The sequence below is a fragment of the Micrococcus sp. M4NT genome, assembly GCF_033790745.1.
Classification (GTDB): Bacteria; Actinomycetota; Actinomycetes; order Actinomycetales; family Micrococcaceae; genus Micrococcus.
In genome coordinates, this window is record NZ_JAMYEH010000011.1 from 38,728 (window position 1) to 54,350 (window position 15,623).

Sequence of the window (15,623 nt, forward strand, 5' to 3'; positions counted from 1 at the left end):
CGGGGAGGGCGCCGTCAGAGGCCCCAGACCTCGACGGCGGTGCCCTCGTCCAGCTCCGTCCCGGCGGCAGGGCTCTGGCGCGCCACGACGGGGGAGCGCTCCCGCAGCGGCGTGAGCGGGGCCTCGTGGACGCGCACCGTGAAGCCCAGCTCCTCGAGGGCGGACCGGGCCCGGGCCACGTCCTGCCCGCCGAGCTCGGGCACGACGCGGCGCGCCGGACCCGCGGACACCACCACGCGGACCGCGGAGTCCGGCGCGGCCTGCGCTCCGGCGGCCGGGGTCTGGAGGAGCACGGTGCCGGCCGGGACCTCGCGGTCGGTCCGCCGCTCCGCCACGCTCACCCGCAGGTGCTCTTCGGCGGCGCGCGCGTGGGCCCGCGTGATGGTGGAGCCCGTCAGGTCCGGGACGGACACGGGGGCCGGGCCGGTGGAGACGGTCAGCTCCACGCGCGTGCCCGGGGCCAGCGGGTCTCCCGCGGCCGGAGCGGCGGCCGCCACCGTGCCGTCCGAGTAGCGCTCGTCGGCCCGGGCCGAGACCTCGACCGCCACACGGGCGTGGGCCAGCCGCTCCTCCGCGGTGGCGCGGTCCAGCCCCTCGAGCGCCGGCATGACGGCGACGCCGGCCGCGCCGAGCGGGGCACCGCCCGAGCCGAGCGTCCATCCCAGGAGCAGCGCGGCACCGGTGAGCAGGAGGGTGACCGCCGTGCCGATCGCCACCGTCCTGCCGGCCCCCTCGCCGAGCGGCACCTCGGGCCGGCGCGCGGCGCGACGGCCCTCACGGGCCGGACGGGGGGGACGGGGGGTGGCCGCGGGGCGCGCGCGGGACGCGGCGGGCTCCCGCATGTCAGGACGGTCTCGTGACGCGGGCGGGTCCGTGCGCGGGAGCGGCGCCGGGTCCGCCGCCGGTGCCGGGGATGCCGAGGATGCGGGCGCCGGGGAGGAGCGGGGCGTGGAGGCGCCGTGGACGGCGTCGAGCACGGCGGTCTCGGGGTCGCCGGAGTGCCGCGGCGCAGAGGCCAGCACCCGCGTCTCGTCGTCCACCGGGACAGGATGGCCGTGGGGACGGTGGTCCAACTCCTCGGGCGTGAGCCGCTCGGCCAGGGAGTGCAGTTCGGTGAGGAGCGCCCCGGCGTCGGCGGGACGATCCGCGGGGTCCGGCTCCGTGCACCACAGGACGAGGTCGTCGAGGGGCTCGGGCAGTCCGGGGACCACCGAGGACGGCACGGGCACGCGCTCGTGCACGTGCCGGTAGGCCACGCGGATGGGGGTCGCCGCCGGATAGGGCTGCCGGCCCGTGAGCAGCTCGAAGAGCACGATGCCCGCCGCGTACACGTCGGCGCGGGCGTCCGCGGTCCCGCCCGTGATGAACTCCGGGGCGAGGTAGGCCGGCGTTCCCACGAGCGCCTGCCCGGTGGCGGTGTGGGTGGTGGCCGCGCGGGAGAGGCCGAAGTCGGCCACGGTGATCCGCCCGTCCGTGGAGACCAGGACGTTCTCCGGCTTCACGTCCCGGTGCACGAGCCCCGCACGGTGGGCCGCCGCCAGGCCGTCCACCGCCGGGGCGAGGACGGCGAGGGCCTCGCGCGGGGTCAGCGGCGCGTCCTCGCGGACCACCGTGCGCAGCGTGTGGCCCGGCACGAGCTCCATGACGAGGTAGGCCAGCACCCCGCCGTCGCCGTCGTCGGTGTGCCCCTGGTCCAGCACCGCGACGATGTGCGGGTGCGAGAGCCGGGCGGCGGTCTTCGCCTCGCGTTCGAAGCGGCCCACGAGGGCCGGGTCCTCCGCGAGGTGCGGGTGCATGACCTTGAGCGCGACCTCGCGGTCGAGGCGCAGGTCCACGGCCCGGTAGACCGTGGACATGCCGCCGCGGGCGAGGCGGTCCCGGACCTCGTAGCGGCCGTCGACGATGCCCCCGACGAGGGGGTCGCGGCGTGTGCTGCTCATCGCTCCAGCCTAGAGGACCGGATCCCGTCCGCGGCGGGCGCCGCTCAGAACATGGCCATCGCGGCCTTCACCTTGGCGATGTAGTCCACGGTGTCCGGGCGGGGGCCGTCGCGCAGCACGCCGCCGAGGCCCTGGTAGTAGGCGCCGATCCCCAGCTCGAGGGTGGGCGTGCGGGCCTGGATGTACTTGATGTACGCGATGCCTGCCGTCACGTTGTCGTACGGGTCCAGCAGGTTCAGCTTCCGGCCCACAAGCTGGGACGCGAACTCGCCCGTCACGGGGATGACCTGCATCGTGCCGATCGCGTTGGCGGGGGAGACCGCCCGCTGGTTGAAGCGCGACTCGGTGTACGCGTGGGCCAGGGCCAGGCGCGGGTCGACGCCCATCTTGACGGCCGTCTCGCGGACGATCTGCTGCATCTGCTCGCGGGAGGGCACCGGCACGGACTGGAGCAGGCGGTAGTTCTCGTTGGCCGCGGCGGTCACGTGCGGCGGGTACGTGTAGTGCAGGAAGGTGTTGCCGATCGGCTGGACGTCCGAGACGGGCTGCGGGGCCACGGCGCCGTTGGAGATCACGAGCACCTGGCCGGGCCGCAGGATGGACTCCGCGGTGATCCCGTTGAGGCTGAGCAGCTGGGAGATGGAGACCTCGAAGCGTTGGGAGATGCCCCACAGGGTGTCGCCGGTGACCACGGTGTAGCGCACGGTGGACCCGGTGGTCGGCGCGGGGGCGGGCGTCGGGGTCGGCGTGGGGGCCGGGGTGGAGGTGGCCGCGCCGGTCTTCAGGACCATGCCGGGGTGGAGCATCGTGGAGGCGCTCATCCCGTTGAGGGACCACAGGGTGGACATGGGGACGCCGGTGCGCTCCGAGATGACCCACCAGCCGTCGCCGGGGCGCACGGTGTAGGTGGTGGAGGAGGCCGGCGCGGGGGCCGGGGCGGAGGCGGCCGCGCCGGTCTTCAGGACCATGCCGGGGTGGAGCATCGTGGACGCGCTCATCCCGTTGAGGGACCACAGGGTGGACATGGGGACGCCGGTGCGCTCCGAGATGACCCACCAGCCGTCGCCGGGGCGCACGGTGTAGGTGGTCTCAGCGGCCTGGGACTGCGCCGGGACGGCGGCCAGGAGCATCAGGGGGACGGCTCCGCCGGCGAGTGCGGAGCGCAGGCGGCGGCGGGCGGGGGTGCGAGCGGAGAGGGGCACGGTGAGGACCTCGGATCCAGGGTCATGCGGGACATGGCGGTGGGGAAGCGCTGGGGTTCCCCAGCAGTCGGGCGGAGTGGGGGAGCGTGAGCCCGCCCCGTCGTGCCGTGCGACCTCGTCGATGTTATCGGAACGTGATCTGATCTCCCATTCCCCATTGCTGAGGAATTTCTGTGCAGCTCGGACGTCAATTGTCACTCGCAGTTCACCCTGTATTCACCGTCACGGGGGCCCGGAGGCGTCCCGCGGCCGCGCGTACCCTGGACGCGTGACCATTCCCTCCTCAGACTCCCGCGTCCCCGCCGACGCCATCCCCGCCGAGCTCGACGCCCTCGTGGGCGAGTGGCTCGCGCTGCCCGACGTCGCCGAGCGGCTCGACGTCGTGGTGACGCGCGTGCACTCCCTCGTGAAGGACCGCCGCCTCATCGCCGTCCGTCGTCCCGATCCCGCGGTGCGCGCCGTCCCGGCGCTCTTCCTCGACGAGGAGGGGATCCTCGACTCCCTGCGCGGCACTCTCGTGCTCCTGCAGGACGCCGGGTACAGCGACGCCGAGGCCCTGCGCTGGCTCTTCACACCGGACGAGTCCCTCCCTGGCCGCCCGATCGACGCGCTGCGCGGCGGACACAAGACCGAGGTGCGGCGGCGCGCGCAGGCACTCGCCTGGTGACGTCGGCCCGGTGAGCCCTCCCGTGGTGCCGCGCGCGCCCCGCCTCAGGCGGAGCGGCGGGTGAACGCGTCGATCAGCCCGCTCACCGCAGAGCAGACCGCGTCTTCCACGCCCAGCCCCTCCCAGGCGGCGACCCCCGCGGTCGCCTCCGCGGAGAGCCGGTCGACGTCGGCCGCCACCGCGGCGCGCGCGCCGCACTCCTCCAGCCGGCGCTGCCAGTGGGCCACCCGGTCGTCCGCGAGGTCGGCGTCGCCCAGGTCGGCGTCCAGGGCCTCCGCCTCGGCGGGGTCGAGGAGCGCCGCGGCCCGCGCGATCAGGACCGTCCGCTTGCCCTCCCGCAGGTCGTCTCCACTCGGCTTGCCCGTGAGGGCAGGGTCGCCGAAGACGCCCAGCAGGTCGTCGTGATACTGGAAGGCCAGGCCGAACGGCAGCGAGACCGCCGCGAACGCCTCCAGGAGGGCGTCCTCGGCCCCGGCGAGCAGCCCGCCCAGGGCGAGGGGGTGCACGGCCGAGTAGCGGGCTGACTTGAACTCCACGACGGTGGCCGCGGAACGCACGGCCTCGGCGGGATCCGGGTCCGGGGGCGTCATCTCCGCGAGGACGTCCAGGTACTGGCCGGCCATCACCTCGAAGCGCATCCGCTCCATCTCCGCACGAGCCCGGCCCGCCCGCGGCGTGCCGGCGATCGCCTCGGCGAACGCCTCGTCGCTCAGGGCCAGGCACACGTCGCCGGCCAGGATGGCCGCGGAGACGCCGAAGTGCTCCGCCTCGTGACGCCATCCCGCCGCGCGGTGCGTCGCCTCGAAGTGCCGGTGCACGCTGGGCATGCCGCGGCGCGTGTCCGAGCGGTCCAGGATGTCGTCGTGGATGAGCGCCGCCGCCTGGAAGAGCTCGAAGGCGGCCCCTGCCGTCACGATGCGCGGGTCAGCCGGGTCCGCGCCGGCGGCGCGCCAGCCCAGCCAGCACAGCACGGCGCGCAGGCGCTTGCCGCCCGAGGTGAGCCGGGCGATGGCGTCCACCACCGGCACCGCCCCGGGGTGGATCGCCCGCGCGTCGTCCCGCCGTCGGTCCAGGATCTCCTCGAGCCGGGCCGCGACGGCGGCGCGGTGGGTGTCCGGCGAGGGCGCGTCGGCGGGGGAGGGGCTCAGGGTCGCGGCGTCGGGCATGCCCACACCCTAGCCGCCGGTCACTAGGCTCGACCCATGCCCGCACGCCCGTCCGATGCCGCCGCCGCACCCGCGCGGGAGGCCTCGATCCTGCACGTGGACATGGACGCCTTCTTCCTGTCCGTGGAGGTGCGGGAGCGGCCCGGGCTCCGGGGCCTGCCCGCGGCCGTCGCGTCCCCGATCGGGCGCTCCGTCGTCCTCTCCGCCTCGTACGAGGCGCGCGCGTACGGCGTCCGCTCCGCCATGCCGCTCGCCCACGCCAAGGCGCTGTGCCCCCCGCTCGCGGTGGTGGCCCCGCGGCAGGACGTCTACCGTGCGGTCTCGGCGGAGGTCATGGCCCTGCTGGGGAGCGTCACCCCGGTGATGGAGCAGCTCAGCGTGGACGAGGCGTTCCTGGACGTGGCCGGCGCCCGACGGCGGCTGGGACCGCCCGAGCGCATCGCCCGGCTCATCCGCCGTCGGGTGGCGGACGAGCTGGGCCTGCCCTGCACGGTGGGCGGGGCCGCCGTGAAGTTCGTGGCGAAGATGGCCTCCACCGCCGCGAAGCCGGACGGGCTGCTGATCGTCCCGCCCGAGCGCACCCTCGCCTTCCTCCACCCCCGGCCCGTGGGGCACCTGTGGGGCGTGGGCCCGGTGATGGCGGGACGGCTCGAGACCCGGGGGATCGCCACGATCGGCGACCTCGCGCGGACCGACCCCGAGCGGCTGCGCGGGTGGTTCGGCGCCGCCGGCGCGGCCTGGTCCGAGCTCGCCCGCGGCCGGGATCCCCGCCCGGTGGCCCCGCGCGCGGCGGCGCGCACGGTGGGCGCCGACCACACCTTCGACGTCGACCCCACCGACGGGGAGGCGGTGGCCCTCGAGCTGCTGCGTCTCGGCCACCGGGTCGCGGCGCGGCTGCGCGCCGACGGCGTGGAGGCCGCGGGGGTGACGGTGCGCCTGAAGGACCCCCGCGGCCTGGTGCGCGCCCGCACCGCACGGCTGCCGAGGCCGAGCGCGGCCGCCCACGACCTCGTGGCCGCGGGCCGGCGGCTGGCCGACGAGCTGCTGGCAGAACGCCGTCACCCCGTCCGTCTCGTGGGACTGCGGGCCGAGCGCCTGACGGCAGCGGGGGAGCCCGTCCTCGCGCAGGACGCGCTCTTCCCCGCCGAGGGTGAGGAGCCGGCGGCCTCGTCGTCGGCCTGGACGGAGGCCGAGACCGCCGCCGACGCCGTCGCCCGGCGCTTCCCGGGGGCGGCCGTCCGTCCGGCGTCGCTGCTGCCGGCCCCGCGGCCGGACTCGCGCGGGGGTCCTGGCACGCGCGTCCGGTGAGCACTATCCTGGTCTGACCCGGCGCCCCCGTGCGCCCGCGTCCGCGGCCTCACGGACGACGCCTGTGATCGAAGGAGCGGGAGTGCCTCTCTCGGAGCACGAACAGCGCATGCTGGACCAGCTGGAGCGCCAGCTCAACGACGAGGACCCACGCCTCGCCACCCAGCTCGCGGAGACGTCGCGACCCGCCCTCCCGGTGCGTCGCATCGTGCTGGGGGCGGTGCTCGGCGTCGTCGGCCTGCTCGTCATCCTGGCGGGCGTGTCCACCCACCTCCTCCTCGTCGGCGTGCTGGGAACCCTTCTGCTGGGTGCCGGGATCCTGGTGCTCACGGCACGGGGGCCGGCCCAGGCCGCCCGCCCCGGGCGCTCCGGGCGTCCGACCCCGGACGCCGGGCGGGGCGAGTTCATGTCCCGCCTCGAGCAGCGCTGGGACGAGCGCCGGCGCCGCGAGCCGTGACCGCACCGGCGCGCTGAGCGCGCCGGTGCGGGAGATCCGGTCCGTCCTCGCGCCGCCCCGTCCCCACTCTTCTCCACCGGACCCCTCCACTTTCCTCCTCCACCGCCTCCTCGGCCCTCCATCGGCCCCGATCCCGCCCCGGGATCGGGGCCGGCGGCGTCCTGGGGCTCATCGGCGTGTCCCGGAGTGGGCGGCTCTCCACCGCCCCCCCACCCGCCGACGACCGCGGGATTCCGCGGAGGTGAGCGGCGTCATCGGGCCGACGGGAAACGCCGCGCCGACGCGGTGGGAGGAGGGGGTTGTCGGTGGGGGAAAGTGGGGTAAAGTGGAGCGCAGGAGAGAGCAGTGGTCCCGACTCTGGTCGGGAGGGACCACTCGGCGAGTCAGGGGGGTGCGTGTTCCTCGGGACCTACACCCCCCGGCTCGACGAGAAGTTCCGGCTGATCCTCCCCGCGAAGTTCCGTGAGGAGCTGTCCGAGGGACTCGTCCTGACGCGCGGGCAGGAGCGGTGCCTCTACGTCTTCAGCGCCCGTGAGTTCGAGAGGGTCCACGAGCAGATGAGGGCGGCTCCGCTGTCCTCCCGCCAAGCCCGTGACTACATCCGCGTCTTCCTCTCGGGAGCGTCGGACGAGGTCCCGGACAAGCAGGGCCGCGTGACCGTGCCCGCTCCGCTGCGCCAGTACGCGGGGCTGGACCGGGACGTGACCGTGATCGGCGCGGGGACCCGGGTCGAGATCTGGGACACCGCGTCCTGGAACGAGTACCTGGCGGAGCAGGAGGCCGCGTTCTCCGAGACCGACGAGGACGTCCTCCCCGGCATGTTCTGACCACCGACTCACCGACTTCCCCCGCGTGAGACCTCCACCCGACGTCGCCGCACCTGACCCGCCTTCCCCTGGGCCAGGCACGGCGACGGACGGATGGGGATCCCGCCCGAGGGACCATGTCCCACCGATGGATGAGAGCAGGAGCAGGAGGTCGCCCATGGACGCCGACGCCCCCCTCTCGGACCGCTCCGCGGATTCCGCCCCCCGCCCCGAGGACCGCCACGTCCCCGTCATGCGCGACCGTGTGGTCGACCTGCTCGCCCCCGCCGTCCAGGCCGCCGTCGACGCCGGGCGCGTCCCCGTCGCGATCGACGGCACGCTGGGCATGGGCGGGCACACGCAGGCCCTGCTCCGCCGTTTTCCCACGCTGCGCGTGATCGGGATCGACCGCGACCCCCACGCCCTGCGCATGGCGCAGGAGCGCCTCGGGGAGCTCGCAGAGCGCCTCGTCCCCCACCACGGCACCTACGACGAGGTGCCCGAGGCCATGGAGGCCGCCGGCGTGAGGCGCGTGGACGCGGCCCTCTACGACCTCGGCGTCTCCTCTTACCAGCTGGACGACCGGGAGCGGGGCTTCGCGTACTCCTACGACGCGCCGCTCGACATGCGCATGGACACCACCGCAGAGCGCTCGGCCGCGACGCTGGTGGCGGACCTGGACGAGGACGAGCTGCGTCGCATCATCCGACGCGACGGCGAGGAGCGGTTCGCCGGGCCGATCGCCGCGGCGATCGTGCGCGCCCGTGCCGAGGCCCCCATCGAGACCACGGGCCGCCTCGTGGACGTCATCCGGGATGTCGTGCCCGTCTCCGCCGGCGCCAAGGGCGGCCACCCGGCCAAGCGCACCTTCCAGGCCCTGCGCATCGCGGTGAACGAGGAGCTCGACATCCTCGACGCCGCCGTGCCGGCCGTCCTGGACGCCCTCGCCGTGGGAGGCCGCCTCGTCGTGATGAGCTACCACTCGCTCGAGGACCGGATCGCCAAGCGGCACCTGAGCGCCTGGGCCACCTCGACCGCGCCGCCCGGGTTCCCCGTGGTCCTGGAGGAGCACGAGCCCGTGGTGCGCATGCTGACCCGCGGCACCGAGAAGCCCACTTCCAGGGAAATCGCTGAGAACCGCCGCGCCTCCTCCGCGAAAGTGCGTGCGGTTGAGAAGATCAGGGCGACGAGGACACCGCAATGACGGCGTATGAGGAGTTGGGCATGAGCGCACAGGCGCGGATCGAGACCACGCTGCACCCGGTCTCGCCCTACGAGGCGGTCCCGCCGCGGGCCCTCGAGCCGCGCACCCCCCTCTCCGTCGTCCCCGCCCCGCTGCCGCGCTCCGGACCGGGGCTCGTCGTGTTCTGCGTGAGCCTGCTGGTCGCGGCCCTCGCGGCCGTCCTCGTGCTCAACATCACGCTCTCCAACCGTCAGTACGCCCTGCTCGAGCTGCGCGCGGAGCAGCAGACCCTGATGCAGACCAACGAGCGCCTGGCCGAGCAGGTGGGCTACCTCGAAGCACCCCAGAACCTCGCCGCGCGCGCCGACGCCCTCGGCATGGTGCCCCCCGCCGGCACCGCGGCCCTGGACGCCTCCACCGGAGAGTTCTCCGGCGAGGCCGTCGGGGCGGGCACCGGCAGCGTCTCGGCCGCCTTCGTCGCCCCGCCCGCCGGCGCTGACGCGGCGGGCCCCGCGGACGCCGAGGGCCGCATCCCCGCGCCGCGCACGGGGGCCGGCGCGGCCGACCCGGCAGCGGCCGCCCCTGCCTCCGGCGAGCCGTCTGCGCCCGCCGCAGGCCAGCCGGGGCCCGCCGTCGACTGATGACGCGTTCCGCCCCCCACCCCGCCCACGGCGGGTCTCGGGTCCTCTCCGCGCCCGGACTGCCCACCGCCCGCACCCGAGCCGCCCTGCTGGTGGTGTTGGGACTCCTCGCCGCCCTCGCGCTCCGCCTCCTCTTCGTGCAGGGCGTGGACCCCACGGGCCAGGCCGCCAGGGCCATGGACGAGAGGCTGCGCACCCAGACGCTCGAGCCCGAGCGCGGGTCCATCCTCGACCGCGACGGCGACGTCCTCGCCGCCAGCGTCCGCCGCTACGACATCGTGGTGGACCAGCGCCTCGTCAAGGACTTCGACGAGTGGGACCGGGAGAGCGGCGGGGAGAAGCGGGTGAGCGTGGACGAGCGGCTCCGGGAGCTCGCCGGGGTGCTGGAGCTCTCCGAGGAGGAGGTGCGCCGCTCCACCCTCGGCGACCGTCCGTACGCGGTGGTCAAGCGCTCCGTCACCCCCGAGGTCCGTGAGCGGGCGCTCGCCGTCCGCGTGCCCGGCGTCCTGGCCGATCCGGTGGACCGTCGGACCTATCCGAACGGGGCGGTGGCCGGCAGCGTCGTGGGCTTCATGGGCGGCGACGGCGAACCCCTCGAGGGCCTCGAGCTCAGCCAGGACGCCGTCATGTCCGGCACGGAGGGCACGCGCACCTTCGAAGTGGGCGCGGACGGCATCCGCATCCCCAACGCGGAGTACGAGGAGACACCCGCGGTGGACGGTGCGGACCTGCGCCTCACGCTGGACAAGGACGCCCAGTGGTACGCGCAGGAGCAGATGGGCGCCCTCGCGGCCCAGCACCAGGCGGAGTGGGCGAACGCCGTCGTGATGGACGCCCGCACCGGCGACGTGCTGGCCATGGCCGACTCCACCACGGTCGACCCGGCGGAGCCGGACGCCACCGACGCCCGCTTCCGCACGCCCACCACGCTCACCACGCCGTACGAGCCGGGGTCCACGGGCAAGGCCCTCACGCTGGCCGCGGCCCTCGACGCCGGCGTGGTCGAGCCGGAGGACGCCTTCACCGTCCCCAACCGGATGGACTTCCACGGCCAGACGATCAGCGACGCCGGGCGGCACCCGACCTTCGACATGACGGCGGCGGGCATCTTCGCGCGCTCGTACAACACGGGCACGGTCCAGATCGCGGAGCGGCTCACGGACCAGCAGCGGTACGACGCGATGCGCGCCTTCGGGATCGGCCAGCCGATCCCGCTCGGCCTTCCCGCGCCCGCGACGTCCGTGCTCGTCCCGCCCTCCGCGTGGGACGGCCGCCAGCGCCTCGTCACGGCCTTCGGGCAGGGCTACACGCAGACCACCCTGCACACCGCCCAGATGTACCAGGCCCTCGCCAACGGCGGCATGCTCATGCCCGCGCGGCTGATCGACGCGGCCGTCGACGCGGACGGGGCCGAGCGGCGCTGGGAGGACGGGCGCACGCCCCGCCGCGTGGTTTCCGAGGACACCGCGGCAGAGATGCTGCGCATGACGGAGACGGTGATCACCCAGGGGACGAGCAAGGCCGCCGCGATCCCCGGGTACCGCGTGGGCGGCAAGTCCTCCACCGCCGAGGCCGCCGGACCGACCGGGCGCTACGACGGGTACAACTACGGCTTCACGGCGGTGGCGCCGCTGCACGACCCGCGCTTCGTGGTCTCGGTGTCCCTGCACCGCCCCACGGCAGGCGGCAGCTCGAAGGTGGCCGCGGAGGCCGCCGCGCGGATCATGGAGCACATGCTGCGCCAGGCCAACGTCCCCGCCACCGGGGCGGACCCCCACGACTACCGTGTGTTCGTGGACGACCCGCAGGAGCGCCCGTGGTGACGCGAGGACAGACAGTGACGAGCACGGAGGAGCACCCCATGACGCAGACGCCCGGACCCGAGGCGCCGCTGAGCCCGGCGGAGCAGGACGGGGCGTTCCGACCCGCGCACGTGGACCCGCTGCCGTGGGACGCCCTCCTGAGCGCTCTCGAGACCGCCGGGCAGCCTGCCCGCGTGCACGGCGAGGCGCCCGCCGCGGGCCTCACGGGGGCGGCCCTCGACTCACGGGTCGTCCGCCCCGGCGACCTCTACATCGCCCTGCCCGGTGCGCGTGCCCACGGCGCCGCGTTCGCGGGGGCCGCCCTCGACGCGGGCGCCCGCGCCGTTCTCACCGACGCCGCCGGCGTGCGGCTGCTGGCCGAGGCCGGTCGCGACGCCGTGCCCGTCCTGGACGTGGAGTCAGTGCGCACCGCCGCCGGCGCGGCGGCGGCGGCGGTCTACGGCCGGGGCCTGGATGCGGGGCCCCGACTGGTGGGCGTGACGGGCACGAACGGCAAGACCACCACGAGCTTCCTCGCCGCCGCGCTGCTCGAGGCGCTCGGGCGCCGCAGCGGGATCATCGGCACCATCCTCACCCGCGCGGGGGAGCGCACGGTGCCCTCCACCCTCACCACCCCGGAGTCCACCCAGCTGCACGCCCTCATGGCGCTCATGCGTGAGGAGGGCGTGGACACCACGGTCATGGAGGTCTCCTCGCACGCCGTCTCCTACCGGCGCATCGCGGGGCTGCGGTACGCCGTGGCCGGCTTCACGAACCTCACGCAGGACCACCTGGACCTGCACGGCTCCATGGACGAGTACTTCGCGGCCAAGGCCGGGCTCTTCGACGCCGACCGCACGGACCGCGCCGTCATCACCGTCGACGGCGGCGAGGGCCCCCGCTGGGGCCTGGCCATGGCACGGGCCGCGCAGGCGCCCGTGACCACGCTCGCGCTCGGCCCCGCGGCCCCCGTGCCCGGCGCGCTCGCCGCGGAGGCCCCGGACTTCCGCGCGGACTGGGCGATCACGGAGCTGACGCCGGACGGCCTCGGCCACCGGTTCACCCTGCACCACGCCGCGTCGGGGCGGGTCCTGCGGGCCTCCGTGGGCCTGCCCGGGCGCTTCAACGCGGCCAACGCCGCGCTCGCGGCCCTCCTGGTGCTGCACGCCGTCGGGGAGGACCAGCTGGACGCGCTCGAGGCCGTGCTGGACGTCCCGGCGGGGGAGGGCCCGTTCGCCGCCGCCGTCCCCGGCCGCATGGAGGTCGTGGGACGCGAGCCGGACGCCGTGGTGGACTTCGCCCACAACCCCGACGGCATGGTCCAGGCGCTCACCTCCCTCTCGGACGCCCGCGCGGCCGGCGGCCGGACGGGGCGCACGCTCATCGTCTTCGGCGCCACGGGCGACCGCGACGTCACGAAGCGTCCGCTCATGGGGCGGATCGCCGTCGACCACGCCGACGTCGTGATCGTCACGGACGACACGCCCCACTCGGAGGACCCCGCGCCCATCCGCGGCGACGTGCTCGCGGGTGCCCGCGAGCAGGCCGCCCGTGCGGCGGCCGAGGGCCGCACGGTGCTCGTGGAGGAGGTCGTCCCGCGCGCCGCGGCGATTCGGCGGGCCGTGGAGCTCGCGGGGGACGCGGACGGCATCCTCGTGGCCGGCCGCGGCCACGAGACGGAGCAGGACTTCGACGGCGTGGCCGTGCCGCTGGACGACCGCGTCGAGCTGCGCTCCGCGCTGGCCGAGCGCACGAGGGGCCGGTCGCAGGCGTCCTCCGGGGGTAAGGTCGACCCGTCATGATCGCTCTCACCGCCGCCCAGATCGCCGACGCCGTCTCCGGCGCGCTCACCGCCGCCCTCGACCCCGAGACCGTGCTCGTGCACGCCACCCCGGACTCCCGGCAGGTGGAGGGGGCCGGCACGCTCTACATCGCGAAGCCGGGGGAGAGCGCCGACGGCCACGACTTCATCGACGCGGCCCTCGCCGCCGGCGCCTCCGCGGTGCTGGCCGAGCGCGTCACCCACGCCCCCGACGGCGCGGAGCATCCCGCGATCGTCGTGCCGGATGCGGTGCTCGCGATGGGCGCCCTCGCCCGCGAGGTGATCCGCCGCATCCGCGCACACTCCGAGACCACCGTCGTCGGGATCACCGGCTCGGCCGGCAAGACCACGACGAAGGACCTGCTGGCGGCCCTGCTGTCCACGCAGGGCCCCACCGTCGCCCCCGTCGGATCCTTCAACGGCGAGGTCGGCGTGCCGCTGACGGCCTTCCGCGCCGAGCTGGACACGCGCTTCCTGATCGTGGAGATGGGGGCCGACCACGTCGGCAACATCGCCTACCTGTGCGACATCGTGCAGCCGGACGTCGGCGTGGTGCTCATGGTGGGCACCGCCCACGCGGGCAGCTTCGGCGGGGTGGAGAACATCGCCACGACGAAGGGCGAGCTCGTCGAGGCGCTGGCCGCCGACGGCGTCGCGATCCTCAACCGGGACGACCCGAAGGTCGCCGCGATGGCCTCCCGCACCCAGGCCCCCGTCACCTGGTTCTCCGCCGACGAGGACGCCCTCGCCTCCGTGGCCGAGGACGTCGCCGCGGGCCGCGCCGCCGCCCTCGTGGCCGCCCGCGACCTGCGCATGGACGCGGAGGAGCGTCCCGAGTTCGACCTCCAGGTCGGCGCCGACCTCGACGCGCCCCGCCACCCGGTCCGCTCGGGCCTGACGGGCGCCCACCACGCCTCCAACGCGCTCGCGGCGGCCGCGGCCGCCCACGCCGCGGGCATGGAGCCCGCCGAGATCGCCCGCGTCCTCGACGGGCTCGGCCCCACGAGCCGCTTCCGCATGGAGCGTACGGACCGCGCGGACGGCGTCACGGTCATCAACGACGCGTACAACGCCAACCCCGAGTCCATGCGCGCGGCCCTGCGGACCCTGGCCACGCTCGGCCGCTCCACGGGGCGCCGCACGTGGGCCGTCCTCGGCGAGATGCTCGAGCTGGGCGACGCCCGCGTGCGCGAGCACACCCTCGTGGGCGAGTCCGTCGTGCGCCTGAACATCGCCCAGCTGCTCGTGGTCGGCGCCGGCGCGCGCCCCCTCTACCTCGCCGCCCTCAACGAGGGCAGCTGGGGCGAGGAGGCCCACTTCGTGGACGACGCCGCGCAGGCCGAGGCGTTCCTCGCCGCGCGCCTCGAGCCCGGCGACATCGTGCTCGTGAAGTCCTCGAACGGGGTCGGTCTGGCCGCCCTCGGCGAGCGGCTCGCGACCGCGGACGTCGACCCCTCCGCCTCCCCCTCCGTCCCGTCTCTCAAGGAGCCCCGCCCGTGATCGGCCTTCTCGTCGGTGGCCTCCTCGGCCTGATCCTCTCGATCGTCGGCACCCCCCTGTTCATCCGGTTCCTCGTGCGGAAGGGGTACGGCCAGTTCATCCGTGACGACGGTCCCACCACGCACAAGACCAAGCGCGGCACGCCCACCATGGGCGGCGCCGTGATCATCGGGGCTCTCGTGCTCGGCTACCTCCTCACGCACGCGGTGCTCGCCCTGATCGGCAGCCCCATGGCCGGCCCCACGGCGTCGGGCCTGATCCTGCTGTTCCTGACCGTCGGCATGGCGTTCGTGGGCTTCGTGGACGACTTCACGAAGATCACGAAGCAGCAGTCCCTCGGCCTCACGGCGCGCGGCAAGATCATCCTGCAGGCGCTGATCGGCACCGCGTTCGCGCTGCTGGCCCTGAACTTCCGCGACGAGCGGGGCCTCACCCCCGCCTCCACCGCGGTCTCCTTCGTGCGCGACGTGCCGTGGCTCGACCTCGCCTTCGCCGGCCCCGTGCTGGCCGTGGTGCTGTTCGTGATCTGGTCCAACCTCATCACCACCGCCACCACGAACGCGGTGAACCTCACGGACGGCCTGGACGGCCTGGCCACGGGCGCGACCGCCATGGCGACCGGCGCGTACGTGCTCATGTCCCTGTTCCAGGCGAGCCAGCACTGCGGGCTCGGCGGAGCGCCCGGGTGCTACGAGGTCCGCGACCCCATGGACCTCGCCCTGCTGGCCGCCGTGCTCACCGGCGCGCTGCTCGGCTTCCTGTGGTGGAACACCTCGCCGGCCAAGATCTTCATGGGCGACACCGGCTCCCTCGGCCTCGGCGGCGCCCTCGCCGGCTTCGCGATCTTCACGCGCACGGAGATCCTCGTGGTGCTGCTCGCCGGCCTCATGGTGGCCATCACCCTCTCCGTGATCATCCAGGTGGGCTGGTTCAAGATCTCCGGCGGCAAGCGCGTGTTCCTCATGGCGCCGCTGCAGCACCACTTCGAGCTGAAGGGCTGGGCCGAGGTCACCGTGGTGGTCCGGTTCTGGCTCGTGGCGCTGATGTGCGTCATCGCCGCCCTCGCCGTCTTCTACGGCGAGTGGCTGCTCGCCCAGGGCGGCCTCGCCGGGGTGACCCCGTGAGCGCC

At 75.0% G+C, this 15,623-nt stretch carries 13 protein-coding genes; 10 read left to right on the forward strand and 3 right to left on the reverse strand.

Annotation, left to right across the window (positions count from 1 at the left end; translation table 11 throughout):
• Positions 1-14: 14 nt before the first annotated feature.
• Positions 15-1,940 carry a Stk1 family PASTA domain-containing Ser/Thr kinase gene (pknB, locus tag NJC10_RS09090; RefSeq protein ID WP_319076100.1) on the reverse strand — a complete coding sequence of 642 codons (1,926 nt, stop codon included), beginning with the start codon at positions 1,938-1,940 and terminating at the stop codon, positions 15-17.
• 44 nt (positions 1,941-1,984) lie between these two features.
• The gene (locus NJC10_RS09095) at positions 1,985-3,142 is read right to left on the reverse strand and encodes a LysM peptidoglycan-binding domain-containing protein (protein WP_319076102.1); all 1,158 of its coding nucleotides are present in this window, start codon (positions 3,140-3,142) and stop codon (positions 1,985-1,987) included.
• A 268-nt stretch (positions 3,143-3,410) separates the two neighbouring features.
• Here NJC10_RS09095 and NJC10_RS09100 point away from each other — a divergent pair, with 268 nt between their 5' ends.
• The gene (locus NJC10_RS09100) at positions 3,411-3,809 is read left to right on the forward strand and encodes an Rv2175c family DNA-binding protein (RefSeq protein ID WP_298985441.1); all 399 of its coding nucleotides are present in this window, start codon (positions 3,411-3,413) and stop codon (positions 3,807-3,809) included.
• A gap of 44 nt (positions 3,810-3,853) precedes the next feature.
• On the opposite strand, the gene NJC10_RS09105 is transcribed toward NJC10_RS09100, so the two are convergent.
• Positions 3,854-4,975 (reverse strand): polyprenyl synthetase family protein, encoded by a 1,122-nt coding sequence (locus NJC10_RS09105; RefSeq protein ID WP_319076106.1) that lies wholly within the window; start codon positions 4,973-4,975, stop codon positions 3,854-3,856.
• A 36-nt stretch (positions 4,976-5,011) separates the two neighbouring features.
• On the opposite strand from NJC10_RS09105, the gene dinB reads away from it, so the two are divergent.
• From dinB to mraY, 9 genes are all read left to right on the forward strand, one after another.
• The gene (dinB, locus tag NJC10_RS09110) at positions 5,012-6,283 is read left to right on the forward strand and encodes a DNA polymerase IV (protein WP_319076107.1); all 1,272 of its coding nucleotides are present in this window, start codon (positions 5,012-5,014) and stop codon (positions 6,281-6,283) included.
• Between the two features lie 82 nt (positions 6,284-6,365).
• The gene (locus NJC10_RS09115; protein WP_319076108.1) at positions 6,366-6,740 is read left to right on the forward strand and encodes a DUF3040 domain-containing protein; all 375 of its coding nucleotides are present in this window, start codon (positions 6,366-6,368) and stop codon (positions 6,738-6,740) included.
• Between the two features lie 395 nt (positions 6,741-7,135).
• Positions 7,136-7,567 carry a division/cell wall cluster transcriptional repressor MraZ gene (gene mraZ / locus NJC10_RS09120; protein ID WP_319076109.1) on the forward strand — a complete coding sequence of 144 codons (432 nt, stop codon included), beginning with the start codon at positions 7,136-7,138 and terminating at the stop codon, positions 7,565-7,567.
• A 157-nt stretch (positions 7,568-7,724) separates the two neighbouring features.
• Positions 7,725-8,750 carry a 16S rRNA (cytosine(1402)-N(4))-methyltransferase RsmH gene (rsmH, locus tag NJC10_RS09125; protein ID WP_319076110.1) on the forward strand — a complete coding sequence of 342 codons (1,026 nt, stop codon included), beginning with the start codon at positions 7,725-7,727 and terminating at the stop codon, positions 8,748-8,750.
• Between the two features lie 20 nt (positions 8,751-8,770).
• Positions 8,771-9,370, forward strand: coding sequence for a hypothetical protein (locus NJC10_RS09130; protein ID WP_248117703.1), 600 nt, complete (start codon positions 8,771-8,773; stop codon positions 9,368-9,370).
• Positions 9,370-11,193 (forward strand): penicillin-binding protein 2, encoded by a 1,824-nt coding sequence (locus NJC10_RS09135; protein ID WP_319076112.1) that lies wholly within the window; start codon positions 9,370-9,372, stop codon positions 11,191-11,193. The genes NJC10_RS09130 and NJC10_RS09135 overlap by 1 nt, the downstream gene beginning before the upstream one ends.
• Before the next feature lie 38 nt (positions 11,194-11,231).
• Entirely contained in the window at positions 11,232-12,974 is a 1,743-nt protein-coding gene (locus NJC10_RS09140; RefSeq protein WP_319076114.1) for a UDP-N-acetylmuramoyl-L-alanyl-D-glutamate--2,6-diaminopimelate ligase, read from the forward strand.
• Complete coding sequence (locus NJC10_RS09145) at positions 12,971-14,494, forward strand: UDP-N-acetylmuramoyl-tripeptide--D-alanyl-D-alanine ligase (RefSeq protein ID WP_319076116.1); 1,524 nt, start codon at positions 12,971-12,973, stop codon at positions 14,492-14,494. Before NJC10_RS09140 ends, NJC10_RS09145 begins: the two co-directional genes overlap by 4 nt.
• Positions 14,491-15,618: a phospho-N-acetylmuramoyl-pentapeptide-transferase gene (mraY, locus tag NJC10_RS09150; RefSeq protein ID WP_298711296.1), complete on the forward strand. Its 1,128-nt coding sequence runs from the start codon at positions 14,491-14,493 to the stop codon at positions 15,616-15,618. The genes NJC10_RS09145 and mraY overlap by 4 nt, the downstream gene beginning before the upstream one ends.
• Positions 15,619-15,623 lie beyond the last annotated feature (5 nt).